Origin of the sequence: Ralstonia sp. 25C, assembly GCF_051904805.1 — a bacterium.
GTDB lineage: Bacteria > Pseudomonadota > Gammaproteobacteria > Burkholderiales > Burkholderiaceae > Ralstonia.
Genome location: NZ_CP196737.1, coordinates 2628800 through 2653874, shown reverse-complemented (window position 1 = coordinate 2653874; position 25075 = coordinate 2628800). Strand labels below are relative to the sequence as shown.

Genomic DNA, 25075 nt, shown 5'->3' with positions numbered 1-25075 from the left:
TGATTTATAGTTCCGCCCGTTGTTTCAACGAAGCCATAGCCCCTACACTCGCCGGCACTGCTTTCGGTGCCATAGAGAAAGTGGTCGAGGTGTGGAAGCCTCGTACATCACGGGCAAGTGCCGGGCATAGGTGCTTGTCCTCAACGCTATGGCTTGGCTTCGTCTCAAAGGGCGAGCCAGGCTCGAACGGCTTCGGCCGTGCCGGTTGTGATGTACCGGTCTTCCACCCTGCCTGTGCTCGCCCACCCTCCTTCTTCATCAGCAGGGTCGGGCACACGGTTCCATTCATTGCATGAACAGGACGCCCAATGACCCACCCCACCCCCGATTCCCCCGACCCACGCCGCGTTGAAGCGCACGCCGAGCTGTACGACAAGCTCTGCAAGCTGCGCATGATGCTGGCGATGCTGTACGCCGGCGGGTTCGACCACTTCAAACGCATTGATACCGCGCTCCAGGCCGATTACCTGTGTACCTGCGTGCAATACGCGGAAGACGCCTACACGGCCATGCTCGTCACCGACGGGCTTGCCGGGTAAATCGCCCCGCTCACGACCACGACACCACCGTGCATGCAAGTGCGACACGCGTGCATGCACGGCCCACCTGAGTTCACGCCCGTCAGACTGGCATCAACGCCAGTCCAAGAGCCGTGGATGCATAAAAAACCAGCATGAACGACGGTCTGCGATGCGTGAACGCCAATCCGACATGCGTGAATGCATAAAAAAGCAGCATTAACGGCAGTCCGAGACGCGTGAATGCGAGTCCAACATGCGTGAACGCATAAAAAAGCAGCATTGATGACGATCTGATTGGCATCAACGCCAGTCCAACACACGTGAATGCATAGAAAAGCGGCATCAACGTCCACGCCCCGCGCGTTCATGACGCAACACCAGCCGTTCGCATAGGAATTACCTGATTCTTCGGCCCAAAACGGCCTTCAGTCTTGTCATGCAGGCCCCTGACGCCCCACGCTCGCGCGGCCGTGCGCTCCGGCGCTGCCATTTCCCTCAAGACAAGGATCGTCATGTCACAAAACCTGATCTCCCTCGACCTCAGCCCAACCGAATGGAAGGCGATCGACACCACGCTGCAGACGCTGGAGTCGCAACTGCGTGGTCTGATTGACCTGAGCACCGAACAGCGCGGCAAACTCGTCAAGATGGGCGACAAGTCCGAAGCGTTTTGCCGCAAGGCCCTGGACGTGCTGACCAACAACCCCGGCGTGCTGCCCGGCAACTTCAATCTGGCGGAGATGCAGCGCGACCTGCAGGCCTTCGATGCCCTGCGCGGCCGCTTGCTACGCGTGGAAAGGCTCTACGAAAAGATGCGCGACTCCCAGCTCGCCCTCGGCAGCGACGTCATGAGCGCAGCGCTGGACGGCTATGCCTTCCTGAAGGTGGCGGGCAAGGGCGAGGGGTTGGACCTGGCACGTCAGGCGTTGTCGGTGCACTTTACGGGCGGGCCACGGAAGAAAGCACCGGTGGAAGAAGCTTCGTAGTCGGTTGCTGTTGTGTGTCCATACCCCCTCGCCAAAACGAGGGGTTTTTTCTTGCTCCGGCGATCAACCAAACGAACATGCACGCCTCGTCCGTTTTATGGACGGCAACGCCCTATCGTTTCTCATGCGCTCGCCTATAGTGATACCGCAGTAAGCCACCCGGGGGAATCGTGAAGCGTCCGTCCGCTGTTTGTGGACAGGCCGCTCTCGACGGGGGACATTGCCATGACGCAAACGCCATGGAAGCCGCAGTGCGGATCAATGCATGCGGTTACGTGCGCATGCCTGCTGTTGTGCAGCGGGCCGGTCCTTGCACAGACCAACAATGCGGTGGACGACAAGCCACCCAGCCTGGAAGCGCTGCAGCGCGAGCTTGCCGATACGCAGGCGCGCCTGCAGGAATTGAAGCGCTCGATCCAGCAGCAGGAAGCCCATGTGCGGCGCATGCGGCGCGCGCTGGGCATGAGCGAGGGCCAGCTCGACACCGTACGCGGTGCCGGGGCGCCCGGTGCGGGCGGAGACACACCGCAGGTCGCGCAGAATGACCAGCCCGGTGCAACGCCCGTCGGCAAACCGCCGGAGCCACCGGACCAGCCGCCACGCATCGCGCAGATCTTCGACGAGCCCAGCGCGCTCACGCCGCCGGGCAAGTTCGTCGTGGAGCCGTCGTTACAGATGGCGTATTCGTCGTCGGACCGCGTGGCGCTGGTGGGTTACACCATCATCCCCGCGCTGTTGATCGGGCTGATCGACGTGCGGCAGGTCAAGACCACCACGCTCACCAGCACGCTGGCCATGCGCTACGGTCTGGCCAAGCACTGGGAGGTGGAAGCGCGCGTGCCCTACGTCTACAGCACGAGCGACACCGTCAGCCGCGAGCTGTTCACCGGCACGGCCAGCGACAACGCCTTCAGCTCGCACGGCCATGGCATTGGCGACGTGGAGCTGACGGCGCGCTACCAGATCAGCGCGGGCGGCGTCGACAAGCCGTTCACCATCGGCTGGATGCGCTTCAAGACGCGCACCGGCAAAGACCCGTTTGAAGTCACCACCGACTGCGTGACACGCTGCGTGAGCAACACCACGGGCACCGGCCTGCCGCTGCAGCAGCCGACAGGTTCGGGCTTCTTTGCCATTCAGCCGGGGCTGACATGGCTGTATCCGACCGACCCGGCGGTGTTCTTCGGCAGCATCAGCTACCTGCACAACTTCGAGCGCAAAGACGTGAGCCTGACCCTGGTGGACGGCTCCAAACAATTCCTGGGCGACGTCAAGGCCGGCGACATCATCGGCCTGAACTTCGGCATGGGGCTGGCCTTGAACGAGAAGGCAGCGTTCTCGATCGGCTTCGACCAGAGCATCATCGGGCCGACCAAGCAGAACGGCCAGCGCGTGCCGGGCTCGGTGCGCACCATTCTCGGCACGCTGCTGGTGGGCTACTCGTACCGCATTTCGCCCACAACCAGTTTGAACCTGTCGGTCGGCGCGGGCCTGACGCGCGACACGCCAGACCTGACCGTCACGCTGCGGGTGCCGATCCAGTTCTAGTTTGCGCAGATCAGTGGAGCATGGTCACTACGTTGGCCAGCGCCCCTTGCAGCACGTTGGCGAGATTCATCTGACGGAACTGCGGCAGGCTGTTGACGGCCGCGTTGATGGTCGTCACGGCTTGCAGCGTCTGGTTGTTCAGGCTGTTCTGGATGATGGTGGCCGCCGTTGCCGCGCCCGTTGCCACATCGGGCGGGGCCACGTTGTTGGGCCCGTTCTGCACGAGGTTGCTGGTCGTGACCACGTTCACAAGCTGCTGCGCCTGCGCGGCGGTCATCCGCGCCACGTCGGGAATATTGACGGCAGCGCTGGCGACCAGATCCCCATTGATGTAGACCGCGCGATCGATACCAAACGAGATATGCAGGCCCGCGACTGAGGGCACATCAAACCCGCCGCGCATGTCGTCGAGCTGGTCTTCCGACACGGCCTGCCACGCGTGCACAGGGTTGTCTTCCATGCCGGCCGCCAGGGCGCGTGTTGGCCCGGCCAGCGCCAGAAGCCCTACGGCCCATATCGTTACACTGCGCACCCCACTCAGCGCTCCATTCCTTCGCCCCATGATGCTCTCCTGCCCTACCGCATGTGGCTGGCCTGCGCTCAGAAATCGCTCGGGCCGTGCTTGGGGATGACGATGTTCCCCAGACCCGTTCGATCGACGCCTTCGCTCAGTGGCGCACGCGGTGCCACACGCCAATCCGACCCCGCGTTGAACGTAGCCTGCCCTTCGCGGTTATGGATGACGAACAGCAAATGGTTGTCCCACATGCCTTCAAAGCTGGCACGGGGGATGGCGCGCGTGCCCATGGCCGGATCGCCCACCAGCACGCGCCCTTCCTGCACGCCCTTGACCACCACGAAGTGGTGATAGCCGTTCTCGCTCAGCAACACGATGGCCGGCAAATGGGCACCGTTCAATGCCTCCAGCGGCTGCTCGAAGCCGTCGGCCTCAAAGCCTTGCGACTCCAGATAGCGCTTGATGTCGAGCAGCGAAAAACCTTCGCGCCGGATCTTCTCCTGATTGCCATGCGTGTACATGGCCTGGAACACGGTCTGCTCGCTCACCGCATAGCCGTATTGGTACGTGAGCAACGTCGCCACGGCCGCTGAGCCACAACTGAAGTCGTAGCGCTGGTGAATGGTGCGCAGGAAGCGCGCCTCCTTCATGCTCGTCACCGGCACGGCATACGTCGCCCCGCCCGTGCCGAGCATGTCGACGGAACCCGCCAAAGCGGGCGCGCACGCTGGCATCAGCAACGCCGTCAGCGCCGCAGCACACGTCTTGCGCATCACCACATCCTTCACGAACTCAGGGCCGGAACTGCACGTTGACGATGGTGGAATTTTGGATCAGCACGTTCGCTCCGCTGTTCTGGATGACCGTGGGGATCCCGGCGGCATTGGCAAACGAGCCGTCGCGCACGATGTTCGACCCCGTCGCCACATTCACGGCGGTGTTGTCGCTCACGGTGCCCGAGAGGCGCGCGTCGTTGACGGTCTGGTAGAGGTCTTGCGTACCGCCGCGATAGCCGTCGAGCTTGTCTGCACCGACCGCATGACCCAGACTGGGTACAAACGCTGGCACCGACACTGGCACCAACGCGGTCGCGGCGACCGGGGGACGCACCGCTTCCGTATTGGTACTGGCTGTCTGCGCACCGTCTGCGATGAGCCCATCCTCCGCCGCCATTGCTACTGCTGCTGGCCACACTGCCAGGCCGCATGCCAGAAGCAACGCCATCGGCCACGCCGCCCATCCTGCTGTGGTTCTTGTGATTCTTCTGTCGGATCGCATCGAATGTCTCCTTCTCACGTTCCGACTGCGGCCGGGCCACTCGCGCAGCCCGGCCGGTCTATCGCTGCCGGTGCGCCATCACGTCATGGCGCCGGCAGCGTCGCTTCCCCGCTCATGCCGGATGCCGGGTCATTTGCCCACGTTCAGGTTGGCCTGCACGTTGATGCTTTGCTGGATGAGGGAAGCAAAGCCGCTGTTCTGGCTCGCCACCATCACGCCCGCTGCGGACTGGCCGACGCTGGTCATGGCATTGGACATGTTGAACGTGCCCGCATCCACGGTCACCGTACCGCCAGCACCGCCGACGCCGCCAACCGCGCCGTTGCCGACGCCACCGTTGCCAACGCCGCCCGCACCGCCTGCAGCACCCACTGCGCCGACGGCGCCATTGCCCGCCGTGGACGAAGCCGCGCCGTTGGTTGCGCTGCCGTTGGTTGCGCTGCCGCCCGCGCCACCGGTGCCGGCCACATTGGTGGCTGCACCACCGGCCGCGCCTGCGCCGCCGGTGCTGGTGCCCGTGGCCGTGCTGGTGCCAGTGCCGGCACCACCCGAGGCAGTTGAACTGCCGCTGGTGCCTGAGCCGCCTGCCGCGCCGTTTCCGCCGGCGGCGGCTGCTGCGCCACCCGTTGCCGAGCCCGAGCCATGATGGTGATTGGCGTCACCGCCATTGGAGCCACCGGCACCGCCGCCGCTGCCTCCCGCGCCGCCGCCCGCCGCGCTGGCACTGCCTGCCAGGCCGCCCAGACCGGCACCCAGGCTTGCCGAGAGCGTGCCGGAACTGCCGCCGTTACCGCCACCGCCCGCGTTGCCTGCAGCGCCACCGCCATTGCCACCGTTGCCGGCCGTCGCGCCGCCGTTGGTTGCGCTGCCATGCGTCACGCTGCCCGAGCTGCCGCCCGCGCCGCCGCTGCCGCCTGCACCGCCAGCGCCACCGTTGCCACCCACGCCTGTGCCGCCGTAGCCGTAACCGCCACGCCCACCAGCGCCCCCATTGGCAGAGCCACCGTTATTGGTGGCGATGTTCCCAATCCCGGAGATGCTGAGGTTGGTGACCGTGCCCTCCAGTTTGGAGATGGCAATCGCCTTGCTCGTGTTGAAGGAGTTGGTAAAGGTCGCGGTGGACACCCCGCCGTTGTTGCTGGCTGCGGTGCCATAGCCTGCGGCACCGGCTGTACCGCTGTTGTCGCGGTTGCTGCCCTGGCTTGAGTTGTTGTGTTGATTCGAGTTGTCTGTTGCTGTGGTCGTTGTTGTGGTGTCTGTGTCAGTACTGGTTCTGGTGATGGTCAACGTATTGGTCTGGGTCTTGTCACCCGCGCCAGACGCCGAGTTCCCGATATCGGCCAGTGCAACGCCAGAGACCCCCAATCCCATGGCGATCGCGGTGGCCAGTAAGGTCTTCTTCATAACGCACTCCATAAAGGTGAGAGGGGCGGTCGGAAGCGCGGCCAGTGGGGCCGGCGCGCTCTGCCTGTGGGAAAACAACATCACCCACCCCGGGCGGCCTCGTTCGCATATTCAATGCCACGTTTGCGGGGCGTTTGCGTACGGCCGTGCTAAGCGTTTGAAAACGCGAAGGTTTCAATCGCACGCTCCCGTGCCTCGGCACGGAATGGCCCGCAATCGTGTCGCGCCATGCAACTTTGGGAGGGGGATTTCACGCGCCTTGGTTGCAGCGCTGATACAGCGCCTTCACCCGCTTGCCGCCCATGCGCATGCGGTCATCGGCCGAAGAGGCAAACCACGCGCGCGCATGCGCCGGCCCGTGCCGTTTGCAACGGGCAATGCGTCAGGTGTTTCAGAGCTGATACATCGGCGCACCCTGGCTCACATTGCGTGAGCGGCCGATCATGGGCGGCATGCATGCCGTGGCGCACCTCATGCCGCGCAACATCCTGCGATGTGGATGGACACCGCGAACGCGCCGGCCCGCGCGCCCGTTTTCATGCGAGTGCCCCCTATCGTCAAGACGCGTACGGGGACCCTGTCTTGATACCCACGCCTCGTGCTGCCCGGGCCATCGAAAAAAATTGCGCGCGGCAAGCATCGTCATGGCAACGTCATGGCAACAAACGACCGCGCGCAACCTGTTCGCATTTCAACTGCGCAACCGCTAGCTCAAGCCGTGGCAGCCACTGTCAGCTTGAGCTCTTCGATCATGCGGTCGCGCATGACGAACTTCTGCACCTTGCCCGTCACCGTCATTGGCATCTCGGTGACGAAGCGGATGTAGCGCGGGATCTTGTAGTGCGCGATCTGGCCTTTGCAGAATTCGCGGATCTCCTCTTCCGTGGCCTGCTGGCCGGGCTTGAGCACGATCCACGCGCAGACCTCTTCGCCGTACTTCGGGTCGGGCACGCCGAACACGTTCACGGCCTGGACCTTCGGGTGGCGGAAGAGGAATTCTTCGATCTCGCGCGGGTACACGTTCTCGCCGCCGCGAATGAGCATGTCCTTCACGCGGCCGACGATGTTGCAGTAACCCTCGGCATCAAACGTTGCCAGATCGCCCGTGCGCATCCAGCCGTCGTGGATGGACTCGGCGGTCTTGGCCTCGTCGTCCCAGTAGCCGAGCATGACCGAATAGCCCTTGGTGCACAGCTCGCCCTTCTCGCCCACGGGCACCACCTCGCCGGCGCCGTCCACCAGCTTGACCTGCAGATGCGGCTGGATGCGACCGACGGTGGTGACGCGCTTGTCGAGCGGGTCGGTCACCGCGCTCTGGAACGACACGGGGCTCGTCTCGGTCATGCCGTAGGCGATGGTGACTTCGCGCAGGTTCAGCTCCGACACCACGCGCTTCATCACCTCGATCGGGCACGGCGATCCGGCCATGATGCCGCCGCGCAGGCTCGATACGTCGAAGGTCTTGAAGTCGGGATGATCGAGCTGCGCGATGAACATGGTCGGCACACCGTGCAGTTGCGTACAGCGTTCTGCCGCCACGGTCTGCAGCGTGGCCAGCGGGTCAAATGCCTCGCCCGGAAACACCATGCACGCGCCGGTGGCCGTGCAGGTGAGCACCGACATCACCATCCCGAAGCAGTGGTACAGCGGCACGGGAATGCACAGCCGATCGCCCGCCTGCAGATTCATCGCCATGGCAACGAAGCGCGCGTTGTTGACCACATTCACGTGTGTGAGCGTGGCGCCCTTCGGCGCGCCGGTCGTGCCGCTGGTGAACTGGATGTTGATGGCGTCGTCGGGCGACAGCTGCGCCGTGATGGCATCCAGCGCATCAACGGGTACGCTTTTTCCGCGTGTGATGACATCGGCAAAATTGAGCATGCCCGGCGTTACGGCCTCGCCCATCCGGATGACCCAGCGCAGCGCGGGCAGCTTGGCGGCATGCAATGCGCCGGGCTGTGCGGTCGCCAATTCGGGGGCGAGCGTCTGCAGCATCTCCAGGTAGCGCGAGGTCTTGAACGCTTCGGCCGCCACAATGGCCTTGCAGCCGACCTTGTTGAGCGCGTATTCCAGCTCCGAGAGCCGGTACGCCGGATTGATGTTGACGAGGATGAGCCCCAGGCGCGCCGTCGCAAACTGCGTGAGCACCCATTCATAGCGGTTGGGCGACCAGATGCCGATGCGGTCGCCCCGCTCCAGCCCCAGCGCGTGCAGGCCGGCGGCCAGCGCATCGACCTGCTCGGCAAAGGCGCGCCACGTCCAGCGCACGTTTTGCTCGCGGAAGACGACTGCCTCTGCGTCGGGGTAACGGCGCACGGTGTCGGCCAGCAGCGCCGAGACCGTCACATGTGCCAGCGGCACCGACGTATCGCCCACTACGTACGACACACCACCACGCGGTCGCGCGTCGAATCCTTCACCAGCCATGGATGTCTCCTGATCAACTCGGCCACATGCGTCATGAGCCGCGTTTTTGTTATGAATGACTGTACCTAGGGCCTGTCATCCAATCAGACGGTCGCGCGCGAGGGGCATTGGGGTCGCAGGGCTAGGCGTGGACGGCGCCGTTTAGCCGGCTAAACAAGCCGGCCGCAACGACGCCATGCGGCCCAAATGCCCCTCGCCCTTCGGGTTGACCCGATCCGGGGCTATCTACTTTGTCGGCGCGCCTTGCAAATGGAATGACCATTTGCGGCGGCGTCCTTCGCGTAGCTGGTCCCGGCTCGGGTCAACGCGCGCCCGTCTGATTGGATGGCAGGTCCTAGCCTTGCATGGAATTTGACGCAGCTTGACGCTTTTGGCAATCCGTTCCCGGACGAACAATGACGCGGAACAATTGCTGCAACGCAGCAGCAAAAATCGGCGTCCGGCAGCGTCAACGCGCTAACATGCCGGCCTGACGTTTTCTTGCACGCGGGATTGGCGATGATCGTTGTAGTGATGGGTGTTTCGGGTTGCGGCAAATCGACGGTGGGCCAGAAGATTGCCGAGCGGCTGGGCTGTGCGTTCCGTGATGGCGATGAGTTCCACAGCGAGGCCAACCGCGCCAAGATGCACGCCGGCATCCCGCTCAACGACGACGACCGCAAGCCCTGGCTCGAAAGCATCCGCGCCTATATGGACGAGAAGACGAGCAACGGCCAATCCCTCGTAGTGGCCTGCTCTGCGCTCAAGCAACGCTACCGCGACGTGTTGCGCGGCAATGCCGCCAACGGCAGCCACACCGAGTTCGTCTATCTCAAGGGAAGCTTCGACCTGCTGCAAAGCCGCCTGGCCGCGCGCAAGGAGCACTTCTTCAACCCGAACCTGTTGCGCAGCCAGTTCGAAGCGCTGGAAGAACCGACCGACGCCGTGGTCGTCGACATTGCGCTGCCGCCGGACGCCATCGTCGATGAAGCGGTCAAGCAACTGCAGGCGCGCGCCGCGCATCGCCCCGCCGCCTGAATCCCGCCCAATCAGCTGCGTATGAGTTGCTGCAGCACGGCTTGCACGTCGCCGTGGCAGACGCTGCTCATGCGGTCTTGCTCTTGCGGCGTGTCGATCTGCTCGTGCGCCTGCAAGCCCAGTTCAATGAGCGATTGCACACGCGGCACCCAGTGGCGGCTGAGCTGCGTTTCCAGGTCGGCCGCCATGCGCTCGGGGTCGCCAAAGTAGAGCTGGCCACCATATTCGCGCTGAATCTCCTTGCGGATCATCTCGGCGGCGCGCGGTAACACGGCGCGGTTGACGGCCACATGCCGCAGTTCGTGCTCGCGGATGGCGTTGTAGGCGCAACTGCCCGGCGCGAACTCGCGCGCGACCGTCACCCGAAAATCGCTCAGCACCAGCTCCACATCCACGGACGGCCGCAGGCACGTGGTGGGCGGCTGCGTCGGCAGCGCCATGTAGTGCGTGGTGACACTGAATTGCGCCCCCAGTGTCGCGTACGTTTTGCCCAGCACACGCGCCGCACGATCGTACGGCGGGGCCTCGGCGGTCAGTTGGTCGACGGAGCGGTCGTTGGAAAAGGTCAGCGGGGTTTCGCTGGCATGCACGGTCACATGCATGGGGCCGAGCTTTTCGTCGCAGATCTTGAGCCAGTAGCTTTTGGAGGCCGACACGCTAGCCGGCACGCCCGCGCGGCCCTCCGTGGTAGCCGCGGCAACGGTCTCGATGGGCGCAAAGCGAACCTTCGCCAACTGCGCGCGATGGTGCCGGCTCCATACCAAGCCGCCGGCAACGCATGCCAGCACCAGACCCAACACCACCACCCGACGCATGCTCGGCTCCCCGTTTGCGCATTCCGGCCGGTCTGCGCAGGGGCGCCGGTCGGTTGATTGGCTACATCATGCCGGTGTCAGTTGCACCGGTTCTCTGTTCTCACGCCGGGCCGCGACCAGTTGTCTGATCTGCTCGCCCGACCGTTGGAGCGCAATACGCGCCTCTGGTAAGAAAGGATAGAAGATCGGCCAGACGTGCGGAAGACGTCAACCCATTTCTACCGAAACGGATACCCCTGCCGCGCGCGCCCGGTCGGCCATTCGGAGGGTGTCGTCGCGCAGGACTTCGCTGCTGCTGACATAGCAGTGCAATGGCGGCAAGCCCGCGAAATCGGCATACAGCGGCGAGGCCAGCGGGTGGTCCGTCGGCGCGCCGGAATCGCCCAGGTAGAGCGCCGCACCGTGGGCCATCCAAGCGCCGCGGAACATCACGTCGGATTCATCGTTATCGATCAGGCTCTGGCCGGTGGCGGCGAGGTCCGTCCACGGTGAATAGAGAATCGCACCGGCCGGCAGCGGGTCCGCCGCATCGCGCAACGCCACCAGCAACGCCAGGGCCAATCCGCCGCCCGCAGAATCGCCCGCCACCACGATGCGCGACGGCGCCACACCCTGCGCCAGCAGCGTGCGATAGGTGAAGAGCGCATCTTCCACCGGCGCAGGAAACGGGTGCTCGGGCGCCAGGCGATAGTCCGGCACGCACACACGCGAGCGCGCATGCGTCGCCAGCCCAATGGTGATGGGGCGATGCGTGCGCGGGCTGCAAAAGAAATAGCCGCCGCCATGCAGATAGAGGACGACCGGGGCATCGGCGTGGAGGTCCGGATCAGCGGGTTCGATCCACTCACCCGTCAGGCCATGGTTTGCCGGCGCGATGCGCCAGTCCGGCGGCAATTCCACCGGCCGCGGCATCTTGCGCTTCTCGGCATGCAGGCGCGTGGCGATAGGGTCGAAGGGCTCCCGCTCGGTCGGCCTCTTGACCTGGTTGCGCACCATTCGCGAGATCACCCAGTTTTGCCAGCTCATCGTGCGACCCTCCGCTCGAAACATCCAGCCTAGCGACGATGCGCTGCCCAGACAATCGGTCCGCACCCTGTTGGAGCCAGCTGGCGCGAACTTGGCGAACAATCTACAAATTTATATATCATCCGATTTTTCCGATTCTCTTTACTGATTTCACGGCTGCGCTCATGTCCATCGACTTCGCACATTTCACGCCCGGCGCATCGCTGGTTGGCGGCTTGATCATCGGGTTGGCGGCGGCCGTGCTGGTGCTCGCCAACGGACGCATCGCCGGCATCAGCGGCATTCTCGGCGGGCTATTGCAACGCCCGCGCGGCGACATGGACTGGCGCGTCGCGTTTCTGGTGGGGCTCATTGGGGCGCCCATGCTTGCTGCGGTGCTGGGCCATCCGGTGGTGCCAGAGATTGCCGCCGGCTGGGGCGAAGTCTTGGCCGCCGGCTTTTTGGTCGGCATCGGCACGCGCTACGCGGGCGGCTGCACGAGCGGCCACGGTGTCTGCGGCCTATCGCGCGGGTCCGTACGCTCGCTGGTGGCCACGCTGACGTTCATGGCGGCAGGCATCGTCACCGTGTTTGTGATGCGCCACGTGGTGGGAGGCTGACATGGCAACGATCATGGCGCTCATCGCAGGCCTGCTGTTTGGCGTGGGGCTCATCGTGTCGGGCATGGCCAATCCAGCCAAGGTGCTCGGCTTTCTGGACTTGGCGGGCCACTGGGACCCATCGCTCGCCTTTGTGATGGCCGGCGCGATTGCGGTGGGCACGCTGGCGTTTCTCCTCGCTGGGCGGCGCGGTCGATCCTGGTTTGGCAGGCCAATTCAGTGGCCGACAGCCACGGGCATCACCGCGCGGCTGGTGTTGGGCAGTGCGGTCTTTGGCATCGGCTGGGGATTGGCAGGGTTTTGCCCTGGGCCCGCGCTGGTGGCACTGGGCGCGGGTGTGCCGAAGGCGATCGGCTTTGTTGGCGCGATGCTGTTGGGGATGGTGGTGTTCAGTCTACTGGAGCGTAAGCGCTAAAGCGGGGCGGCAACCGGCTACCAGCCGCAGCGCACCCGCCGCGCAATCATCCAGGGCAATCGCAGCAAACCCGCCACCAACAGGCGCAGGTGCATGCTCACCAGCAAGACGTTGTCGCGCAGATATTGGAAATGCGACACACCGCCCTCGTCCCGGCGGAAGTAACGCACGGGCGCATCCAGCCGGATCGGGCGCACGCCGGCCCAGCACAGGCGCACAGCGGCTTCGGGGTCGAAATCGAAACCACGCATCGATGCATGCCGCCGCATGAGGGCCGCCAGCGGTGCGATGGGGTAGACGCGAAAGCCGAATAGCGTGTCGCCGATACCCGCCCACAGCGTTTCCACCTCCGCGCAGGCGTTGGACAGGCGCCGGCCCTGCACACGCGCCCACGGCGCACTCGCATCGAACACCGGCTGGCCGAGGACCATCGCACCCGGCGCGGCCTGCGAAGCCGCCATGAACGCGGGGATGAGGTCAGCGGGATGCTGGCCATCGGAATCCATGGTCAGCACATGTGTGAAGCCGCTGGCGGCGGCGGCGTTGAGCCCCGCGAGCACGGCCACGCCCTTGCCACGATTGCGCGGCAACACGATCACGCGCAGGCCCGGGTCTTGCGCGGCCATCGCCTGCAGGCGCTCGGTACTGCCATCGGTGCTGCCGTCCACGACCACCCACACGGGGTTCCACTGCGCGCGCGCGCTGCGCACGGTGTCATCCACTTTGATGCCCGGGTTGTAGCTCGGGATCAGGACAAGGTGCGTGTTGGATGCGCCGGTCATCGGCATGGCTCTGGCGTCGGTGAAGCGGAACGTCGGGGCCTTAGCGCGTGCGGTGCTCGGCCACGTAGGTGGCCAGCGCGCCCAGCGAGGCGAAGATCTTTTCGTTGTCCGGATTGGACGAGCGCAGCTCAAAGCCGTACTTCTTGGAGATCAGCAGCGCGATTTCGAGGATGTCGATGGAGTCGAGCCCGAACCCTTCGCCGTACAGCGGCGTGTCGGCCGTGAGGGTATCGAGTTGGATGTCTTCGAGATTCAGCTCGCCGATCACGAGGGTGGCGAGCTCTTTTTCCAGGTCGTTCATCAGTCTTGCATGCACGGGCAGCCCGCAGCGAGGGAATGCGGCCAGAAACGACGACATCCTTCCTCGCCCGAAACCCTGCCTTGCCCTGCCCCCGCCCGTGTCTTAGGGGGTCGTTTAAGCTACGCGGATTCTAGACGAAGGGTTACATATCGTATAGCGCAAAACCGTGACAATGACCGCAATATCGCCGCGTTTACACGAAGTGACGCAAACGATTCAACGGCTTGCGTGGCGCCGCCAAGCGGTAGCGGCTTGCCCGTTGGCGCGGCCAAATGTTGTACATCCGGTTACAAAGCCGCCGCCAGCGGATCGGGTGGAAACGGCCACCGGCCCTAGAATGTGGCCGCCAGAACGCGCCGTCCGACCTGCTGGTAGGCGCCCTGACCCACCCCAAAACCCGCGATGCCGCACCGTTTTTTCCGCCTTTCCTTGCTATGGACCGCCTGATCAGCCTTGCCCGTGCCGTGGCCGGCGTGGCGGCGGTCGTGGCGTATCAGCTGGGGGCGCACTATGCGGCGGCCACCCCGGGCGCGCATGGCGTGGGGCTTGCGATGGCGCTCGTCCCGCCGCTGGCGATTGCAGGGGTGGCCGCTGCGCGATCGGCTCGCCGCGTGTGGCTGCTGCCGCTGTGGGCTGTCGTCTATGGCGCGTTGTGGGTGTTGCGCGAACCGCTGGCGCGTCATTTCGGCTGGGGCCTGTATCTGGAGCATGTGAGCTTCAACCTGATGATGGCCTACGTGTTCGGCCACACGCTGTCGGCCGGGCATGAGCCGTTGTGCACGCGCTTTGCTGCTGTGGTGCATGGCACGCTCACGCCACGCATTGCGCGCTATTCGCGGCACGTAACGCTGGCGTGGACGCTGTTCTTTCTCGCCACGGCGGCCGTCTCCACCCTGCTATTTGCCACGGCATCGATCGTCACGTGGTTGACGTTTGCGAACTACCTGTCGCTGCCGCTGGTGGGCGTGATGTTCGTGGCGGAATACCTGTGCCGGCGCATTGCGCTGCGCGGCGAGCCCAGCTCCAGCCTGTTCGATGCGGTGCGCGCGTATCGGCAATCCACGCACACCCCACGCTGAACCACCGGTCTATCTCACCAAGGCACCATGCCGACTTATCCGCTGGTCTCCCATTCATCACTGGACCACACGCTCGCCTGGCGCGACGGCGCGCCGGTGCCGGTGCGCGCATTTCTGGCTGACGTGATAGCGCTGGCGGCGTGCCTTCCCGCTGGCGGCCACGTGTTCAACGCCTGCACCGACCGCTACCGTTTTGCCGTCGGCCTGTGTGCGGCGCTCATAGCCGGAAAGGTCAGCCTGTTGCCGCCCATGCAAACGCCGCAGATGGTGCATCAGCTTGCCGCGTTCGCGCCCGACGTGTTCTGCCTCTATGACGCGCCGTCGTGCCCCGTTGATCTGCCGAGCTTCCGCTACCCCGATCCCATGCCGGCCGCGACCGCCCCCACTCAGGTGCCGCAGATCGACGCCGAGCAAGTCATGGCGGTGCTGTTCACGTCGGGCTCGACAGGCACGCCCGTGCCGCATCGCAAGACATGGGGTGCACTCGTGCAAGGCATGCGCGCAGCCATGGTCCAGCTCGGGCTGAACGATGGGCGCACATTCACGCTGGTCGGTACGGTGCCGGCACAGCATATGTATGGCTTTGAGGTGACGGTGCTGCTCGCGCTGCAAGGTGGCCTGGCGTTCAGCCACCGGCAGCCGTTCTACCCCGCGGACATCCGCGAGGCGCTGGCCGACGTGCCGCAGCCGCGGGTGCTGGTGACCTCGCCGGTGCACCTGCGCGCACTGCTGGCGTCGGAGCCCACGCTGCCGAATGCTGCGTTGGTGCTGTCGGCCACCGCGCCGCTGTCGGCAGCGCTCGCGCGGGAGGCGGAATCGCGCCTGAGCGCACCGCTCATCGAAATCTACGGCAGCACCGAAACCGGCCAGGTCGCCACGCGCCGCACCGCGCAGGACACGGCGTGGCGCTTGTACCCGGCACTGCGCATGGAGGCGCGCGCCGTGCCGGGTACAAGCGCCACAGAGGACGACGGCCCCACCGTGTGGGTCTCCGGCGGCCATGTCGAAACGCCGGTGCCGATGGGCGACGCGATCGAACTGCTGGACGACACGCACTTTCTGCTGCACGGGCGCAAGGCGGATCTCATCAACATTGCGGGCAAGCGGTCTTCGCTGGCGTATCTGAATCACCAGCTCAATGCGATCCCAGGTGTGGTGGACGGCGTGTTCTTCATGCCAGACGATGCGCCCGCCGCCCCGCATGCACACGGCGGCGCAGCCGTGACGCGGCTGGTGGCGCTAGTGGTGGCGCCAGGCCTGAGCCAGACTGGCGTGCTGCGCGCCCTGCACAACCGCATCGACGCTGCCTTCCTGCCGCGCCCGCTGCTGATGGTGGACGCGCTGCCGCGTAACAGCACCGGCAAACTCCCGCGCGATGTGCTGACCGCCCTCGTGGCGCAGCACTGGCCGCGCCATCACAACATTGCATCTGCCATGCGATTCACCATCCCTGTCGACCATCCTGCCTTGCCTGGCCACTTTCCCGGCCACCCCATCGTGCCCGGTGTGGTGCTGCTTGACCATGCACTCCAGCACATCGGCGCAGCACAGGGGCGCTCGCTCGATGCCTGCAAGATCAGCTCGGCCAAGTTCCTCAGCCCGGCCGCGCCGGGGGAGCCGCTCGATGTGGCGTTCGACACCACAGCCAGCGGCGCTATCCGCTTCACCATCCGCACAGGTGAGCGCGACGTGGCCAGCGGCGTGCTGTCCGCACCGGAGAACACGCCCGCATGAAGCGCCCCGAATGGGCCGAGCGCCCCGAGCGCAGCAACGTGCTGCTCCTGCGTGTGATGACGTGGCTCTCGCTGCGGCTGGGGCGGCCGTTCGGGCGTGGCGTGCTCCGGTTGATTGCGGCGTACTTTGTCGCGTGCTCACCCGCAGCGCGCCGGGCCTCGCGCGACTACCTGCGCCGCACGCTGGGCCGCCCGGCAGGCCTGCGCGATGTGTTCCGGCACATGTTCACCTTTGCCACCACCATTCACGACCGCATCTACCTCATCAACGGGCGTTTTGATCTGTTTGATGTGCAACTGCAGGGGCAGGCCCATGTGCACGATGTGCTCGCGCAGGGGCGCGGGGCCTTTCTGCTGGGCGCGCACCTGGGCAGCTTCGAGGTCGTCCGCGCACTCGGCCGCACGGTGCCAGACCTGCGCGTAGCCGTGGCCATGTATGAAGACAACGCGCGCAACATCAACGCGGCCGTCGCGGCCATCAACCCGGCAGCGGCGCCGGAAGTGATTCCGCTCGGACGCGTCGACGCCATGCTGCAGGTACGCGAGGCGCTGGACAGCAACCGCCTGGTCGGCATGCTGGCCGATCGCACGCTGCTGCGCGATGCGGGCGCGTCCGTACAGCGCATGGAGTTTCTCGGCGGTACGGCGGCATTTCCGCTCGGGCCGCTGCACATGGCGGCCCTCCTCAAGCGGCCCGTGCTGTTCATGACGGGACTGCACCTGGGCGGCAATCGCTACACCGTGCATTTCGACTTGCTGGCCGATTTCACGGAGGTGCAACGCGCAGACCGCGCCGCCGCCGTGCAAGCTGCGCTCGCACGCTATGTCGAACGCGTCGAGCACTACTGCCGCACGGCGCCCTACAACTGGTTCAACTACTTCGACTTCTGGCACGATGCCGGCGCTGCCGCAGCCCCCCACTCCGCGCACACCGAACCGCCCGAAACCCTGACGCCATGACCGCAACGCGCCCCCTCTTCCGCGCCTGTTTTGCCTTGCTCACCGCGAGCCTGTTGGCCAGCACCGCCCATGCCGCTGACAACAGCGCCGCCGGCGCTTGGACCCTCGACCGCCTGATGTCCACGCTGGCGCACAACAAATCGGGCCGCGCCACCTTTACGGAAACCAAATACCTGTCGATTGCGGAGCAGCCCGTGGAATCGTCCGGCGAGCTGGTGTTCGTTGCGCCCGATCATCTGGAAAAGCACACGCTGCGGCCCAGGCCCGAACATCTCGTCATCGACGGCGACAAGCTCACCGTCGAGCGCAACCAGCGCAAGTTCACCATGCCGCTGGCGCAGTACCCGGAGCTGAACGCCTTCATCGAAAGCATCCGCGCCACGCTGGCGGGCAACCGCTATGCACTCGAAGCGATCTACAAAGTGGCCATTGCAGGCCGTGGCGATGACTGGACGCTCACCCTCACCCCCATCGACACGCGCATGCAGAAGGTCGTCAGCACGATCACGCTCGACGGCACGCGCGACATGCTGCGCAGCGTTGCCATCCGCCAGGCTGACGGCGACCACTCGCTGATGCGGCTGCAACGCGTTTCCGCCAACGCACCCCAATGACCGCACCGATGGCCACCACGACGAACGCCATGCACGCGCTGCGCCGACCTGCGGTGCTGCTGTGGCTGCTCGGCCTGCTGCTCTGCGCGGTGGTGATCGGGCGCACGAGCTTTACGGCGGATCTGTCCGCCTTCCTGCCGCGCTCGCCGAGTGCGGAGCAGCGCGTCTTGGTCGACCAGTTGCGTGAAGGGTTGGTATCGCGGCTGATCCTCGTCGGCATCGAAGGCGGTGACGCGGCCACGCGGGCCGCACTGTCTCGCCAAGTCGCCGGCACATTGCGCGCCGATGCCCAATTCAGCGCCGTCAACAACGGCGAACCCGTGAGCGAAGCGCGCGACCGGCAGTTCATCTTTGCGCATCGCTACGTGCTCAGCCCCGCCGTCACGTCACAGCGTTTCTCGGCGCAAGGGCTGCACGCAGCGCTGGGCGAGAGCCTGGACCTGCTGAGCTCGTCCGCTGGGCTCGTCGCCAAGAACCTGCTGCCGCGTGACCCCACCGGCGAAGTGGCGGCACTGGTGAGCCAGCTCGACGGCACCGCGCTGCCATCGTCGATGCACGGCGTGTGGGCTTCGCGCGACGGCCAGCGTGCCGTGCTGGTGGTGCAGACCGCCGCCGCCGGCTCCGACACCGACGCGCAGGCCAGCGCCATCCGCGCCGTGCGCGCTGCGTTCGAAGCAGCAACCCATACCGTGCCGAATGCGGCATCGACGCGCATCCTGATGACGGGCCCCGGCGTGTTTTCCGTCGACGCGCGCGACACCATCAAGCACGACGTCGAGCGCCTATCCACGCTGAGCCTGATCCTCGTGGTTGCGCTGCTGCTGACGGTGTACCGCTCGCCGCGCACATTGGCGCTGGGGCTGTTGCCGGTGCTGTCGGGCGTAGCAGCAGGGCTGGCTGCGGTGAGCCTGACGTTCGGCGCCGTGCATGGCCTCACGCTGGGCTTCGGCACCACGCTCATCGGCGAGGCGGTGGACTACTCGATCTACCTGTTCGTGCAGTCTGCGCGGGCAGGCGGTGCCAAACCGGGCGCCAACCCGGACACAAGCGCGGTCGACAGTCTGCGTGCATGGATTGCAGCGTACTGGCCGACCATTCGCCTGGGCGTGCTGACCTCGGTGTGCGGTTTTGCGTCGATGCTGTTCTCGGGCTTTCCGGGCCTCGTGCAGCTTGGGCTGTATTCGATCGTCGGGCTGGTGACGGCCGCGCTGGTGACGCGCTACGTGCTGCCGCATCTGCAAGGCGCGCGCGTGGCCGTGCGGGATGTGTCGCGGCTCGGCGCGTGGTTGGCCCGCGTCACGCTGGCCGCGCCACGTCTGCGCTGGCCGCTCGTGCTCGTGCTCGCTGGCGCGTGCATCACGCTTGCGCTGCATCGCGATGGACTGTGGAGCCGTGAACTCGCCGCGCTCAGCCCGGTGCCGGCGAAGAGCCAAGCGCTCGACGCCAGCCTGCGCGCGGACGTGGGTGCGCCGGATGTGCGCTACCTCGTCGTCATCCCCGCCGCAACAGAGCAGGCCGCGCTCGAGGCTGCCGAGAAGGTCGGCGCGCAGTTGCAACCGCTGGTCGATCAAGGCGTGCTTGCCGGGTTCGAAACCCCCGCGCGCTACCTACCTAGCGATGCCACGCAGCGCACGCGTCTGGCCAGTCTGCCGCCCGCCGATGTGCTGACAGAGCGCATGCGCAGCGCCGTGGAAGATCAGCCGATCCGAGTGAAGGCCAAGCTGTTCGCCCCCTTCATCGCCGAGGTGGCTGCCGCGCGCGCGCAACCACCGCTGCGGCGCGCCGACCTGCAAGGCACGTCGATGGCGCTGGCGGTGGATGCGCTGCTGACCCAACGCGACGGCCAATGGAGCGCCATGCTCCCCTTACGCGCGCCCTCAGCACCGGCAGTCGCACCAACCGCGTCCAACGAGCCCAGCCTGAATGCCACTCCCATACGCACAGCCGTCGAACATGCGGGCGTGCCGGGCGCACTCTTCATCGATCTGAAAGCCGAGGCCGACCGCCTGTACGTGAATTACGTGCACGAAGACCTCCGGCTGTCGCTCGCCGGCTTTGCGGCGATTGCGTTGCTGCTGCTCGTGGCCCTGCGCTCGCCGCAACGTGCAATGCGCGCGCTGGCACCCCTGGTGGCGGCAGTGCTGGTAGTGACAGCCGGTTTTGCGCTAGCGGGTGTGCAACTGACCATCCTCCACCTCGTCGGCATGCTGCTGATCGTGGCGGTGGGCTCGAACTACGCGCTGTTCTTCAACCAGGGCGGCGAGCACGCGCAAAGCATCGCGCCGCAGACGCTGGTGTCGCTGCTGGTGGCCAACCTGGCGACCGTGGCCGGCTTTGGCCTGCTGGCCTTTTCGCGCGTGCCAATGCTGGAAACCTTCGGCCTGACGGTCGGCCCTGGCGCCATGCTGGCGCTGGTGTTTGCTGCCATCCTGGCGCCCACCACACATCCCGCTCGCCCTGCCTCCGCATGAACGCCCCGTACATCTCTCCACTTGGCACGGCACGACGCTGGAAGCCGACGCCGCTGATCCAAGGCACGCTCGCCTTGCACGCCGGCGCGGCAGCGGCCCTGGTGGCACAGCCATCGGCCTGGCCGTGGGCCGGCGGCGCCGTCATCGCCTCGCACCTCGCGGTGATGGCCGCCGGGCTGTGGCCACGCAGCACGCTGCTCGGCCCCAACTGGACGCGCCTGCCCGCAACCGCCGGCCGGCAGATCGCGCTCACCATCGACGACGGCCCGGACCCCGAGGTCACACCGCGCGTGCTGGATGTGCTGGACGCATACGGCGCCCGCGCCACCTTCTTCTGCATCGGTGAACTGGCGCGTCGCCACCCGCGTACTGTGGAAGCGATCGCCGCGCGCGGGCACGCCGTGGAAAACCACAGCCAGCGGCATCGGCACACGTTCTCGTTGCAGGGGCCCGGCGCACTGCGACGCGAAATCGAAGCCGCGCAAGACACGCTGGCTGACATCACCGGCGTGCGCCCGCTGTTCTTCCGCGCACCCGCCGGGCTGCGCAACCCCTTCCTTGAACCCGTGCTGTGCCAACTCGGCCTGCAACTGGCGAGCTGGACCCGGCGGGGCTTCGACACCCGTTCAAGCAGCGCCCAGGCGGTCGCCGGACGGCTGCTCCACCACCTCGCCCCGCAAGACATCCTCCTGCTGCACGACGGCCACGCCGCGCGCGATGCACAAGGCACCCCCGTGCTGCTCACCGCCCTACCAATCGTGCTGCAGGCCGCAGCGCAGGCGGAGTTGCGGTGCATCACGCTGCGCGCCGCCCTCGCCCCTGAGCCCGCGCGGGTGACCGCGCCGCAAATCGCCATTTGATAAAATTTGTGAGTTACCGGCACACCAGTTGCTGGACCTCATCCCCGCCAAACGCCCTCCGACACCCCCGCCGTGAAGCCCCTATTGGTCACGCATTTCACCGCCACGAGCTGCCTCGGACGTGGCCTTGACGCCACGCTCGATGCGTTGCGCAGCCAGCGTGGCGGCCTCGCGCCGTGCGACTTCCCACGTGCCGACCTCGACACCTGGATCGGCGCCGTCAACGGCGTGGACGCCGAGTCCATCCGCGCAGATCTGGCCCACTTTGACTGCCGCAACAACCGCCTGGCGCAGATCGGCCTCGCACAAGACGGCTTTGCCGGGCACGTGATGGCCGCCAAGGCACAGTACGGCGCCAAGCGCATCGGCGTGTTCATCGGCACCAGCACGTCGGGCATTCTCGAAACCGAATACGCGTATCAGCACCGCGATGCACAGACCGGTGCGCTGCCCGCGAGCTTCCAGTACGCGCAAACGCACAACATCTATTCGCCGGCAGCCTTCGTGCGCGCGGTCTTTGGGCTGGGTGGTCCAGCCATGGCCATCTCGTCGGCGTGTTCGTCGGGCGCCAAGGTGTTTGCCTCGGCGCGGCGCATGCTGGAAGCGGGCCTGATCGACGCGGCCGTGGTAGGCGGTGTGGATTCGCTGTGCCTGACCGCGCTGTACGGGTTCAACTCCTTGGAGTTGCTGTCGCACATGCCGTGTCGGCCGTATGACGTGGCGCGCGATGGCATCTCGATCGGCGAAGCCGCTGCGTTTGCGCTGCTCGAACGCGTGCCGAACGATGCGTTGGCCGGCGACGCCATCCTGTTGCTCGGCATTGGCGAATCGAGCGACGCGCATCACATGTCGTCGCCGCATCCCGAAGGCCTGGGCGCGCGCGCGGCCATGGTGCAAGCGCTGCAAACCAGCGGCCTGGCGGCATCGGACATCGACTACATCAACCTGCACGGCACCGGTACGGCCAGCAACGACACTGCCGAGGCCCGCGCCATGCAGCCGCTGTTTGACGGTACGCCATGTAGCTCCACCAAGGGTGCGACGGGTCACACACTGGGCGCTGCCGGTGCGCTGGAAGCCGTGATCGCGGCGCTGACGCTGCGCCACCAGTTCGTGCCCGGCGGCATCAACACCACGCAGCCCGACCCGGCCCTCGCCGTGAACTACGCCACCACGAGCCGCGATGCCCGCGTGCGCACCGCGCTCAGCAACGCCTTCGGCTTTGGCGGCACCAACTGCAGCCTGATCTTCGGCCGCGCCGACGCAGCCCGGAGCTAATGCCGCACCATGACCCGACTCAGCGCCTTCATTGAAAGCATCGGCCTGCTCGGCCCCGGCCTGCCCGACTGGCCGCACACCGCCGACGTGCTCGCCGGCCGCACACCCTACGCGCACGCGCCGACCACGCTGCCGCCGCCCGCCGGTCTGCCGCCCATCGAACGCCGCCGCACCGGCCCCGTCGTCAAGCTCGCCCTGGCGGTCGGCCATGAAGCAGTGGCCGCCTGCGGGCGCGATGCCGGCACGCTGGCCACCGTGTTCACCTCCTCCGGCGGCGACGGGCAGAACTGCCACGTCATCTGCGAGACCCTGGCCAGCGACGAAGCTGACAATCGCAAGCTCTCGCCCACGCGCTTCCACAACTCCGTGCACAACGCGCCAGCCGGCTACTGGAGCATCGCCACACACGCCATGGCGCCGTCCAATGTGCTGTGCGCGCACGACGGCAGCTTTGCCGCGGGCCTGCTCGATAGCGTGTGCCAAGTGGCCGTCGATGGGACGCCCACCCTGCTGATCGCCTACGACAGCCCCTACCCCGAGCCGCTGCACGCCATGCGGCCCGTGTCCGATGCGTTTGCCGTAGGGCTGGTGCTGGCGCCAGAAGCCACCGCAAAGACGCTGGCGCGCATCGACATCGAACTCACCGACGTGCCCGCGACCACGCTAGCCGCGCCAGGACTGGAGGCATTGCGGCACGGCAACCCCGCCGCCCGCGTGCTGCCATTGCTGGATGCCCTGGCAACGCGGCGCGCGCAGCGCGTGGTGCTCGACTACCTGCCTGATACCCGCCTGCAGGTGGAGGTCGTCCTGCCCGATGCCACAGGCACCTTCCGCGACATCGCAACATGACCGCAGATGCACCGCTTTCACCACCGCTGGATCGCGACTGGATTGCCGCACGCATTCCGCACAGCGGCACGATGTGTCTGCTCGACACGGTGCTCGCCTGGGACGATGCCCACATCCACTGCACCGCCACCAGCCACCGGGACCCTGCCAACCCGCTGCGCTCCAACGGGCAGCTGGCCGCCGTCTGCGGCATCGAATACGCGGCCCAGGCAATGGCTGTGCACGGCGCACTGGGTGATACGACACAGGTGCGCCCGCGCGCGGGCTTCCTCGCCAGCGTGCGCAGCGTCGAGGCGTTTGTCGCACGGCTCGACACCATCGACACCCCGCTCGACATCGAGGCCGAGCGCATCGGCGGAGACGGTAACAACGTGTTGTATTCCTTTACCGTGCGCGGTGGCGCGCGCATCCTGTTGACAGGTCGTGCGGCTGTCGTGCTCGACGCCGCTGTATGAACTCGCCCAGGAGGAATCTCGCCGTGAAAGGTCGCCCGCTTCTGATCCACTCGCTGATCCCCGCGCTGATGCTGGCATTGCTCAGCCCCCTCGCCCACGCCGACTTGTCTGAAACGAAACAAGAGATCAAGCAAGACACAAAAGACGCCGCCAAGAAAACGGGCCACGCCGTGCGCGATGGCACAAAGGCCGTGGGCCACGCCACGCGCGACGGCGCGAAAGCCGTCGGCCATGCCACGGCCAATGGTGCCCGTGCGGTCGGCCACGGTGCCCGCGATGCGGCGCACGCCACCAAATGCGGCGTCAAGCATGTGTTCAAGAAGGGATGCTCGAACGGCTAACGCCGCGCGCAGATAGCAAAAAACCCGGCAGTCCGCCATGGACGCCGGGTTTTTTGTTGTCGGGTGAGCGGACTATCGCGTCCGTTGCTCCCCCTCCGCATGCGTCTCCCATTTGATCGACTCCGGGTCGCCAATCGTGTTGTCGCCCTGGCTGAATCGACCGTGCTGCGGGGCAATGTTTGCGTCCTCCTCCCACGTCGCCTGCTGCGTGAACGTGCCGGCCTTTCGGTCGAACTTCAGGAAATGGTGCGCGGTTTTTCCACCCCAGTCAGAGGACGGCAGCGAGATGTAGTGAACCGCGTACTGATCATCGGTGAGGTGGCCGCGCACGACGTAGACACCATAATGCTCTTCGCCCTGCGAAATGATCTTGTAGACGCCGTTGTCGTAGTAGTACAGCGTTGCGTCGGGAAACGGCTTTTTCTCGTACAACTTCTCGTAAAACAATTTCTGCTTGACCGTCGGCTTGCCAAACTTGACTTCGACGGACGCGGGCTGAGCACCCCCACCTTCAGCCGCCATTATCGGGGCGGCCACAAGCGCCAGGATCGAGAAAATCATTCTTCGCATCATCACAATCTCCAGAAGTCGGGTTGCCGTTGATCACGGCAAATTCAAAGGCATATTCACGGGGAGCATCCATGCACGGCGCCTGAAGCGGCCTCGTGCCGGCTTTCAATTTGCACGGAGGATGAAAAATTGACCGCAGAACTCAAATCCGCCTTGGTCGAGTGCAGATATTTCAAAATCCACGAATAGCACAATATACGGCAAAAATATTACCACCGTAGTGCGACTG

General features: G+C 65.8%; 26 protein-coding genes and 1 pseudogene. 16 read left to right on the top strand and 11 right to left on the bottom strand.

Going from position 1 to position 25075, the window contains the following annotated elements; all coding sequences use genetic code 11:
* Positions 1–308: 308 nt before the first annotated feature.
* From ACS7SF_RS12480 to ACS7SF_RS12470, 3 genes are all read left to right on the top strand, one after another.
* Positions 309–539, top strand: coding sequence for a hypothetical protein (locus ACS7SF_RS12480; RefSeq protein ID WP_439890078.1), 231 nt, complete (start codon positions 309–311; stop codon positions 537–539).
* Between the two features lie 494 nt (positions 540–1033).
* Positions 1034–1507 (top strand): hypothetical protein, encoded by a 474-nt coding sequence (locus ACS7SF_RS12475; RefSeq protein WP_439890077.1) that lies wholly within the window; start codon positions 1034–1036, stop codon positions 1505–1507.
* A gap of 225 nt (positions 1508–1732) precedes the next feature.
* Complete coding sequence (locus ACS7SF_RS12470) at positions 1733–3055, top strand: transporter (RefSeq protein ID WP_439890076.1); 1323 nt, start codon at positions 1733–1735, stop codon at positions 3053–3055.
* Positions 3056–3065: 10 nt separating this feature from the next.
* Here the strand turns inward: ACS7SF_RS12470 and ACS7SF_RS12465 are convergent, their stop codons facing one another.
* From ACS7SF_RS12465 to ACS7SF_RS12445, 5 genes are all read right to left on the bottom strand, one after another.
* The gene (locus ACS7SF_RS12465; protein WP_439890075.1) at positions 3066–3617 is read right to left on the bottom strand and encodes a hypothetical protein; all 552 of its coding nucleotides are present in this window, start codon (positions 3615–3617) and stop codon (positions 3066–3068) included.
* Positions 3618–3655: 38 nt separating this feature from the next.
* Positions 3656–4345: a C39 family peptidase gene (locus ACS7SF_RS12460; RefSeq protein WP_439890074.1), complete on the bottom strand. Its 690-nt coding sequence runs from the start codon at positions 4343–4345 to the stop codon at positions 3656–3658.
* Positions 4346–4364: 19 nt separating this feature from the next.
* Complete coding sequence (locus ACS7SF_RS12455; RefSeq protein ID WP_439890073.1) at positions 4365–4850, bottom strand: hypothetical protein; 486 nt, start codon at positions 4848–4850, stop codon at positions 4365–4367.
* A 129-nt stretch (positions 4851–4979) separates the two neighbouring features.
* Positions 4980–6254, bottom strand: a complete 1275-nt coding sequence (locus tag ACS7SF_RS12450; RefSeq protein WP_439890072.1) for a hypothetical protein — start codon at positions 6252–6254, stop codon at positions 4980–4982.
* Between the two features lie 711 nt (positions 6255–6965).
* Positions 6966–8681 carry an AMP-binding protein gene (locus ACS7SF_RS12445; RefSeq protein ID WP_439890071.1) on the bottom strand — a complete coding sequence of 572 codons (1716 nt, stop codon included), beginning with the start codon at positions 8679–8681 and terminating at the stop codon, positions 6966–6968.
* A 498-nt stretch (positions 8682–9179) separates the two neighbouring features.
* Here ACS7SF_RS12445 and ACS7SF_RS12440 point away from each other — a divergent pair, with 498 nt between their 5' ends.
* Entirely contained in the window at positions 9180–9698 is a 519-nt protein-coding gene (locus ACS7SF_RS12440; protein ID WP_439890070.1) for a gluconokinase, read from the top strand.
* An 11-nt stretch (positions 9699–9709) separates the two neighbouring features.
* On the opposite strand, the gene ACS7SF_RS12435 is transcribed toward ACS7SF_RS12440, so the two are convergent.
* Both ACS7SF_RS12435 and ACS7SF_RS12430 read right to left on the bottom strand, forming a co-directional pair.
* Entirely contained in the window at positions 9710–10513 is an 804-nt protein-coding gene (locus ACS7SF_RS12435; RefSeq protein WP_439890069.1) for a hypothetical protein, read from the bottom strand.
* A 66-nt stretch (positions 10514–10579) separates the two neighbouring features.
* Positions 10580–11539: pseudogene (locus ACS7SF_RS12430) on the bottom strand (alpha/beta hydrolase).
* Positions 11540–11703: 164 nt separating this feature from the next.
* On the opposite strand from ACS7SF_RS12430, the gene ACS7SF_RS12425 reads away from it, so the two are divergent.
* Positions 11704–12138 carry a YeeE/YedE family protein gene (locus ACS7SF_RS12425; RefSeq protein WP_439890068.1) on the top strand — a complete coding sequence of 145 codons (435 nt, stop codon included), beginning with the start codon at positions 11704–11706 and terminating at the stop codon, positions 12136–12138.
* Between the two features lies 1 nt (position 12139).
* Positions 12140–12553, top strand: a complete 414-nt coding sequence (locus ACS7SF_RS12420) for a DUF6691 family protein (RefSeq protein ID WP_439890067.1) — start codon at positions 12140–12142, stop codon at positions 12551–12553.
* Positions 12554–12570: 17 nt separating this feature from the next.
* On the opposite strand, the gene ACS7SF_RS12415 is transcribed toward ACS7SF_RS12420, so the two are convergent.
* Positions 12571–13341, bottom strand: a complete 771-nt coding sequence (locus ACS7SF_RS12415; RefSeq protein ID WP_439890066.1) for a glycosyltransferase family 2 protein — start codon at positions 13339–13341, stop codon at positions 12571–12573.
* Positions 13342–13375: 34 nt separating this feature from the next.
* Positions 13376–13636, bottom strand: coding sequence for a phosphopantetheine-binding protein (locus tag ACS7SF_RS12410; protein ID WP_426396889.1), 261 nt, complete (start codon positions 13634–13636; stop codon positions 13376–13378).
* Positions 13637–14070: 434 nt separating this feature from the next.
* Between ACS7SF_RS12410 and ACS7SF_RS12405 the strand changes: the two genes are divergently transcribed.
* The 10 genes from ACS7SF_RS12405 to ACS7SF_RS12360 all read left to right on the top strand — a co-directional run bounded on the left by ACS7SF_RS12405 (position 14071) and on the right by ACS7SF_RS12360 (position 24276).
* Complete coding sequence (locus ACS7SF_RS12405) at positions 14071–14715, top strand: hypothetical protein (RefSeq protein WP_439890065.1); 645 nt, start codon at positions 14071–14073, stop codon at positions 14713–14715.
* 27 nt (positions 14716–14742) lie between these two features.
* The gene (locus ACS7SF_RS12400) at positions 14743–16449 is read left to right on the top strand and encodes an AMP-binding protein (protein WP_439890064.1); all 1707 of its coding nucleotides are present in this window, start codon (positions 14743–14745) and stop codon (positions 16447–16449) included.
* Entirely contained in the window at positions 16446–17408 is a 963-nt protein-coding gene (locus ACS7SF_RS12395) for an LpxL/LpxP family acyltransferase (protein WP_439890063.1), read from the top strand. The genes ACS7SF_RS12400 and ACS7SF_RS12395 overlap by 4 nt, the downstream gene beginning before the upstream one ends.
* Positions 17405–18022, top strand: a complete 618-nt coding sequence (locus ACS7SF_RS12390; protein WP_439890062.1) for a LolA family protein — start codon at positions 17405–17407, stop codon at positions 18020–18022. The genes ACS7SF_RS12395 and ACS7SF_RS12390 overlap by 4 nt, the downstream gene beginning before the upstream one ends.
* A gap of 8 nt (positions 18023–18030) precedes the next feature.
* Positions 18031–20493: an MMPL family transporter gene (locus ACS7SF_RS12385; RefSeq protein ID WP_439890061.1), complete on the top strand. Its 2463-nt coding sequence runs from the start codon at positions 18031–18033 to the stop codon at positions 20491–20493.
* Positions 20490–21353: a polysaccharide deacetylase family protein gene (locus ACS7SF_RS12380; RefSeq protein ID WP_439890060.1), complete on the top strand. Its 864-nt coding sequence runs from the start codon at positions 20490–20492 to the stop codon at positions 21351–21353. The genes ACS7SF_RS12385 and ACS7SF_RS12380 overlap by 4 nt, the downstream gene beginning before the upstream one ends.
* Before the next feature lie 72 nt (positions 21354–21425).
* A complete protein-coding gene (locus tag ACS7SF_RS12375; protein ID WP_439890059.1) occupies positions 21426–22631 on the top strand; it encodes a beta-ketoacyl-[acyl-carrier-protein] synthase family protein in 1206 nt (401 codons plus the stop codon).
* 9 nt (positions 22632–22640) lie between these two features.
* A complete protein-coding gene (locus ACS7SF_RS12370) occupies positions 22641–23480 on the top strand; it encodes a beta-ketoacyl synthase chain length factor (RefSeq protein WP_439890058.1) in 840 nt (279 codons plus the stop codon).
* Positions 23477–23935 carry a hotdog family protein gene (locus ACS7SF_RS12365; protein WP_439890057.1) on the top strand — a complete coding sequence of 153 codons (459 nt, stop codon included), beginning with the start codon at positions 23477–23479 and terminating at the stop codon, positions 23933–23935. The genes ACS7SF_RS12370 and ACS7SF_RS12365 overlap by 4 nt, the downstream gene beginning before the upstream one ends.
* 23 nt (positions 23936–23958) lie before the next feature.
* Positions 23959–24276: a hypothetical protein gene (locus tag ACS7SF_RS12360; protein WP_426396871.1), complete on the top strand. Its 318-nt coding sequence runs from the start codon at positions 23959–23961 to the stop codon at positions 24274–24276.
* 72 nt (positions 24277–24348) lie between these two features.
* On the opposite strand, the gene ACS7SF_RS12355 is transcribed toward ACS7SF_RS12360, so the two are convergent.
* Together ACS7SF_RS12355 and ACS7SF_RS12350 are read right to left on the bottom strand one after the other, a co-directional pair.
* On the bottom strand, positions 24349–24837 hold the full coding sequence (locus ACS7SF_RS12355) for a hypothetical protein (RefSeq protein WP_439890056.1): 489 nt from the start codon (positions 24835–24837) through the stop codon (positions 24349–24351).
* Positions 24788–24919 carry a hypothetical protein gene (locus ACS7SF_RS12350; RefSeq protein WP_439890055.1) on the bottom strand — a complete coding sequence of 44 codons (132 nt, stop codon included), beginning with the start codon at positions 24917–24919 and terminating at the stop codon, positions 24788–24790. The genes ACS7SF_RS12355 and ACS7SF_RS12350 overlap by 50 nt, the downstream gene beginning before the upstream one ends.
* Between the last annotated feature and the right edge of the window lie 156 nt (positions 24920–25075).

Bases quoted from the DNA above. Each gene is read 5' to 3' on its own strand.
- ACS7SF_RS12370 (WP_439890058.1), top strand. From the start codon at position 22,641: ATGACCCGACTCAGCGCCTTCATTGAAAGCATCGGCCTGCTCGGCCCC.
- ACS7SF_RS12390 (WP_439890062.1), top strand. From the start codon at position 17,405: ATGACCGCAACGCGCCCCCTCTTCCGCGCCTGTTTTGCCTTGCTCACC.
- ACS7SF_RS12415 (WP_439890066.1), bottom strand. From the start codon at position 13,341: ATGCCGATGACCGGCGCATCCAACACGCACCTTGTCCTGATCCCGAGC.
- ACS7SF_RS12400 (WP_439890064.1), top strand. From the start codon at position 14,743: ATGCCGACTTATCCGCTGGTCTCCCATTCATCACTGGACCACACGCTC.
- ACS7SF_RS12425 (WP_439890068.1), top strand. From the start codon at position 11,704: ATGTCCATCGACTTCGCACATTTCACGCCCGGCGCATCGCTGGTTGGC.
- ACS7SF_RS12440 (WP_439890070.1), top strand. From the start codon at position 9,180: ATGATCGTTGTAGTGATGGGTGTTTCGGGTTGCGGCAAATCGACGGTG.
- ACS7SF_RS12450 (WP_439890072.1), bottom strand. From the start codon at position 6,254: ATGAAGAAGACCTTACTGGCCACCGCGATCGCCATGGGATTGGGGGTC.
- ACS7SF_RS12445 (WP_439890071.1), bottom strand. From the start codon at position 8,681: ATGGCTGGTGAAGGATTCGACGCGCGACCGCGTGGTGGTGTGTCGTAC.
- ACS7SF_RS12460 (WP_439890074.1), bottom strand. From the start codon at position 4,345: ATGCGCAAGACGTGTGCTGCGGCGCTGACGGCGTTGCTGATGCCAGCG.
- ACS7SF_RS12355 (WP_439890056.1), bottom strand. From the start codon at position 24,837: ATGATTTTCTCGATCCTGGCGCTTGTGGCCGCCCCGATAATGGCGGCT.
- ACS7SF_RS12420 (WP_439890067.1), top strand. From the start codon at position 12,140: ATGGCAACGATCATGGCGCTCATCGCAGGCCTGCTGTTTGGCGTGGGG.
- ACS7SF_RS12385 (WP_439890061.1), top strand. From the start codon at position 18,031: ATGGCCACCACGACGAACGCCATGCACGCGCTGCGCCGACCTGCGGTG.
- ACS7SF_RS12410 (WP_426396889.1), bottom strand. From the start codon at position 13,636: ATGAACGACCTGGAAAAAGAGCTCGCCACCCTCGTGATCGGCGAGCTG.
- ACS7SF_RS12405 (WP_439890065.1), top strand. From the start codon at position 14,071: ATGGACCGCCTGATCAGCCTTGCCCGTGCCGTGGCCGGCGTGGCGGCG.
- ACS7SF_RS12365 (WP_439890057.1), top strand. From the start codon at position 23,477: ATGACCGCAGATGCACCGCTTTCACCACCGCTGGATCGCGACTGGATT.
- ACS7SF_RS12465 (WP_439890075.1), bottom strand. From the start codon at position 3,617: ATGGGGCGAAGGAATGGAGCGCTGAGTGGGGTGCGCAGTGTAACGATA.
- ACS7SF_RS12480 (WP_439890078.1), top strand. From the start codon at position 309: ATGACCCACCCCACCCCCGATTCCCCCGACCCACGCCGCGTTGAAGCG.
- ACS7SF_RS12435 (WP_439890069.1), bottom strand. From the start codon at position 10,513: ATGCGTCGGGTGGTGGTGTTGGGTCTGGTGCTGGCATGCGTTGCCGGC.
- ACS7SF_RS12380 (WP_439890060.1), top strand. From the start codon at position 20,490: ATGAACGCCCCGTACATCTCTCCACTTGGCACGGCACGACGCTGGAAG.
- ACS7SF_RS12395 (WP_439890063.1), top strand. From the start codon at position 16,446: ATGAAGCGCCCCGAATGGGCCGAGCGCCCCGAGCGCAGCAACGTGCTG.
- ACS7SF_RS12455 (WP_439890073.1), bottom strand. From the start codon at position 4,850: ATGCGATCCGACAGAAGAATCACAAGAACCACAGCAGGATGGGCGGCG.
- ACS7SF_RS12475 (WP_439890077.1), top strand. From the start codon at position 1,034: ATGTCACAAAACCTGATCTCCCTCGACCTCAGCCCAACCGAATGGAAG.
- ACS7SF_RS12350 (WP_439890055.1), bottom strand. From the start codon at position 24,919: ATGGATGCTCCCCGTGAATATGCCTTTGAATTTGCCGTGATCAACGGC.
- ACS7SF_RS12470 (WP_439890076.1), top strand. From the start codon at position 1,733: ATGACGCAAACGCCATGGAAGCCGCAGTGCGGATCAATGCATGCGGTT.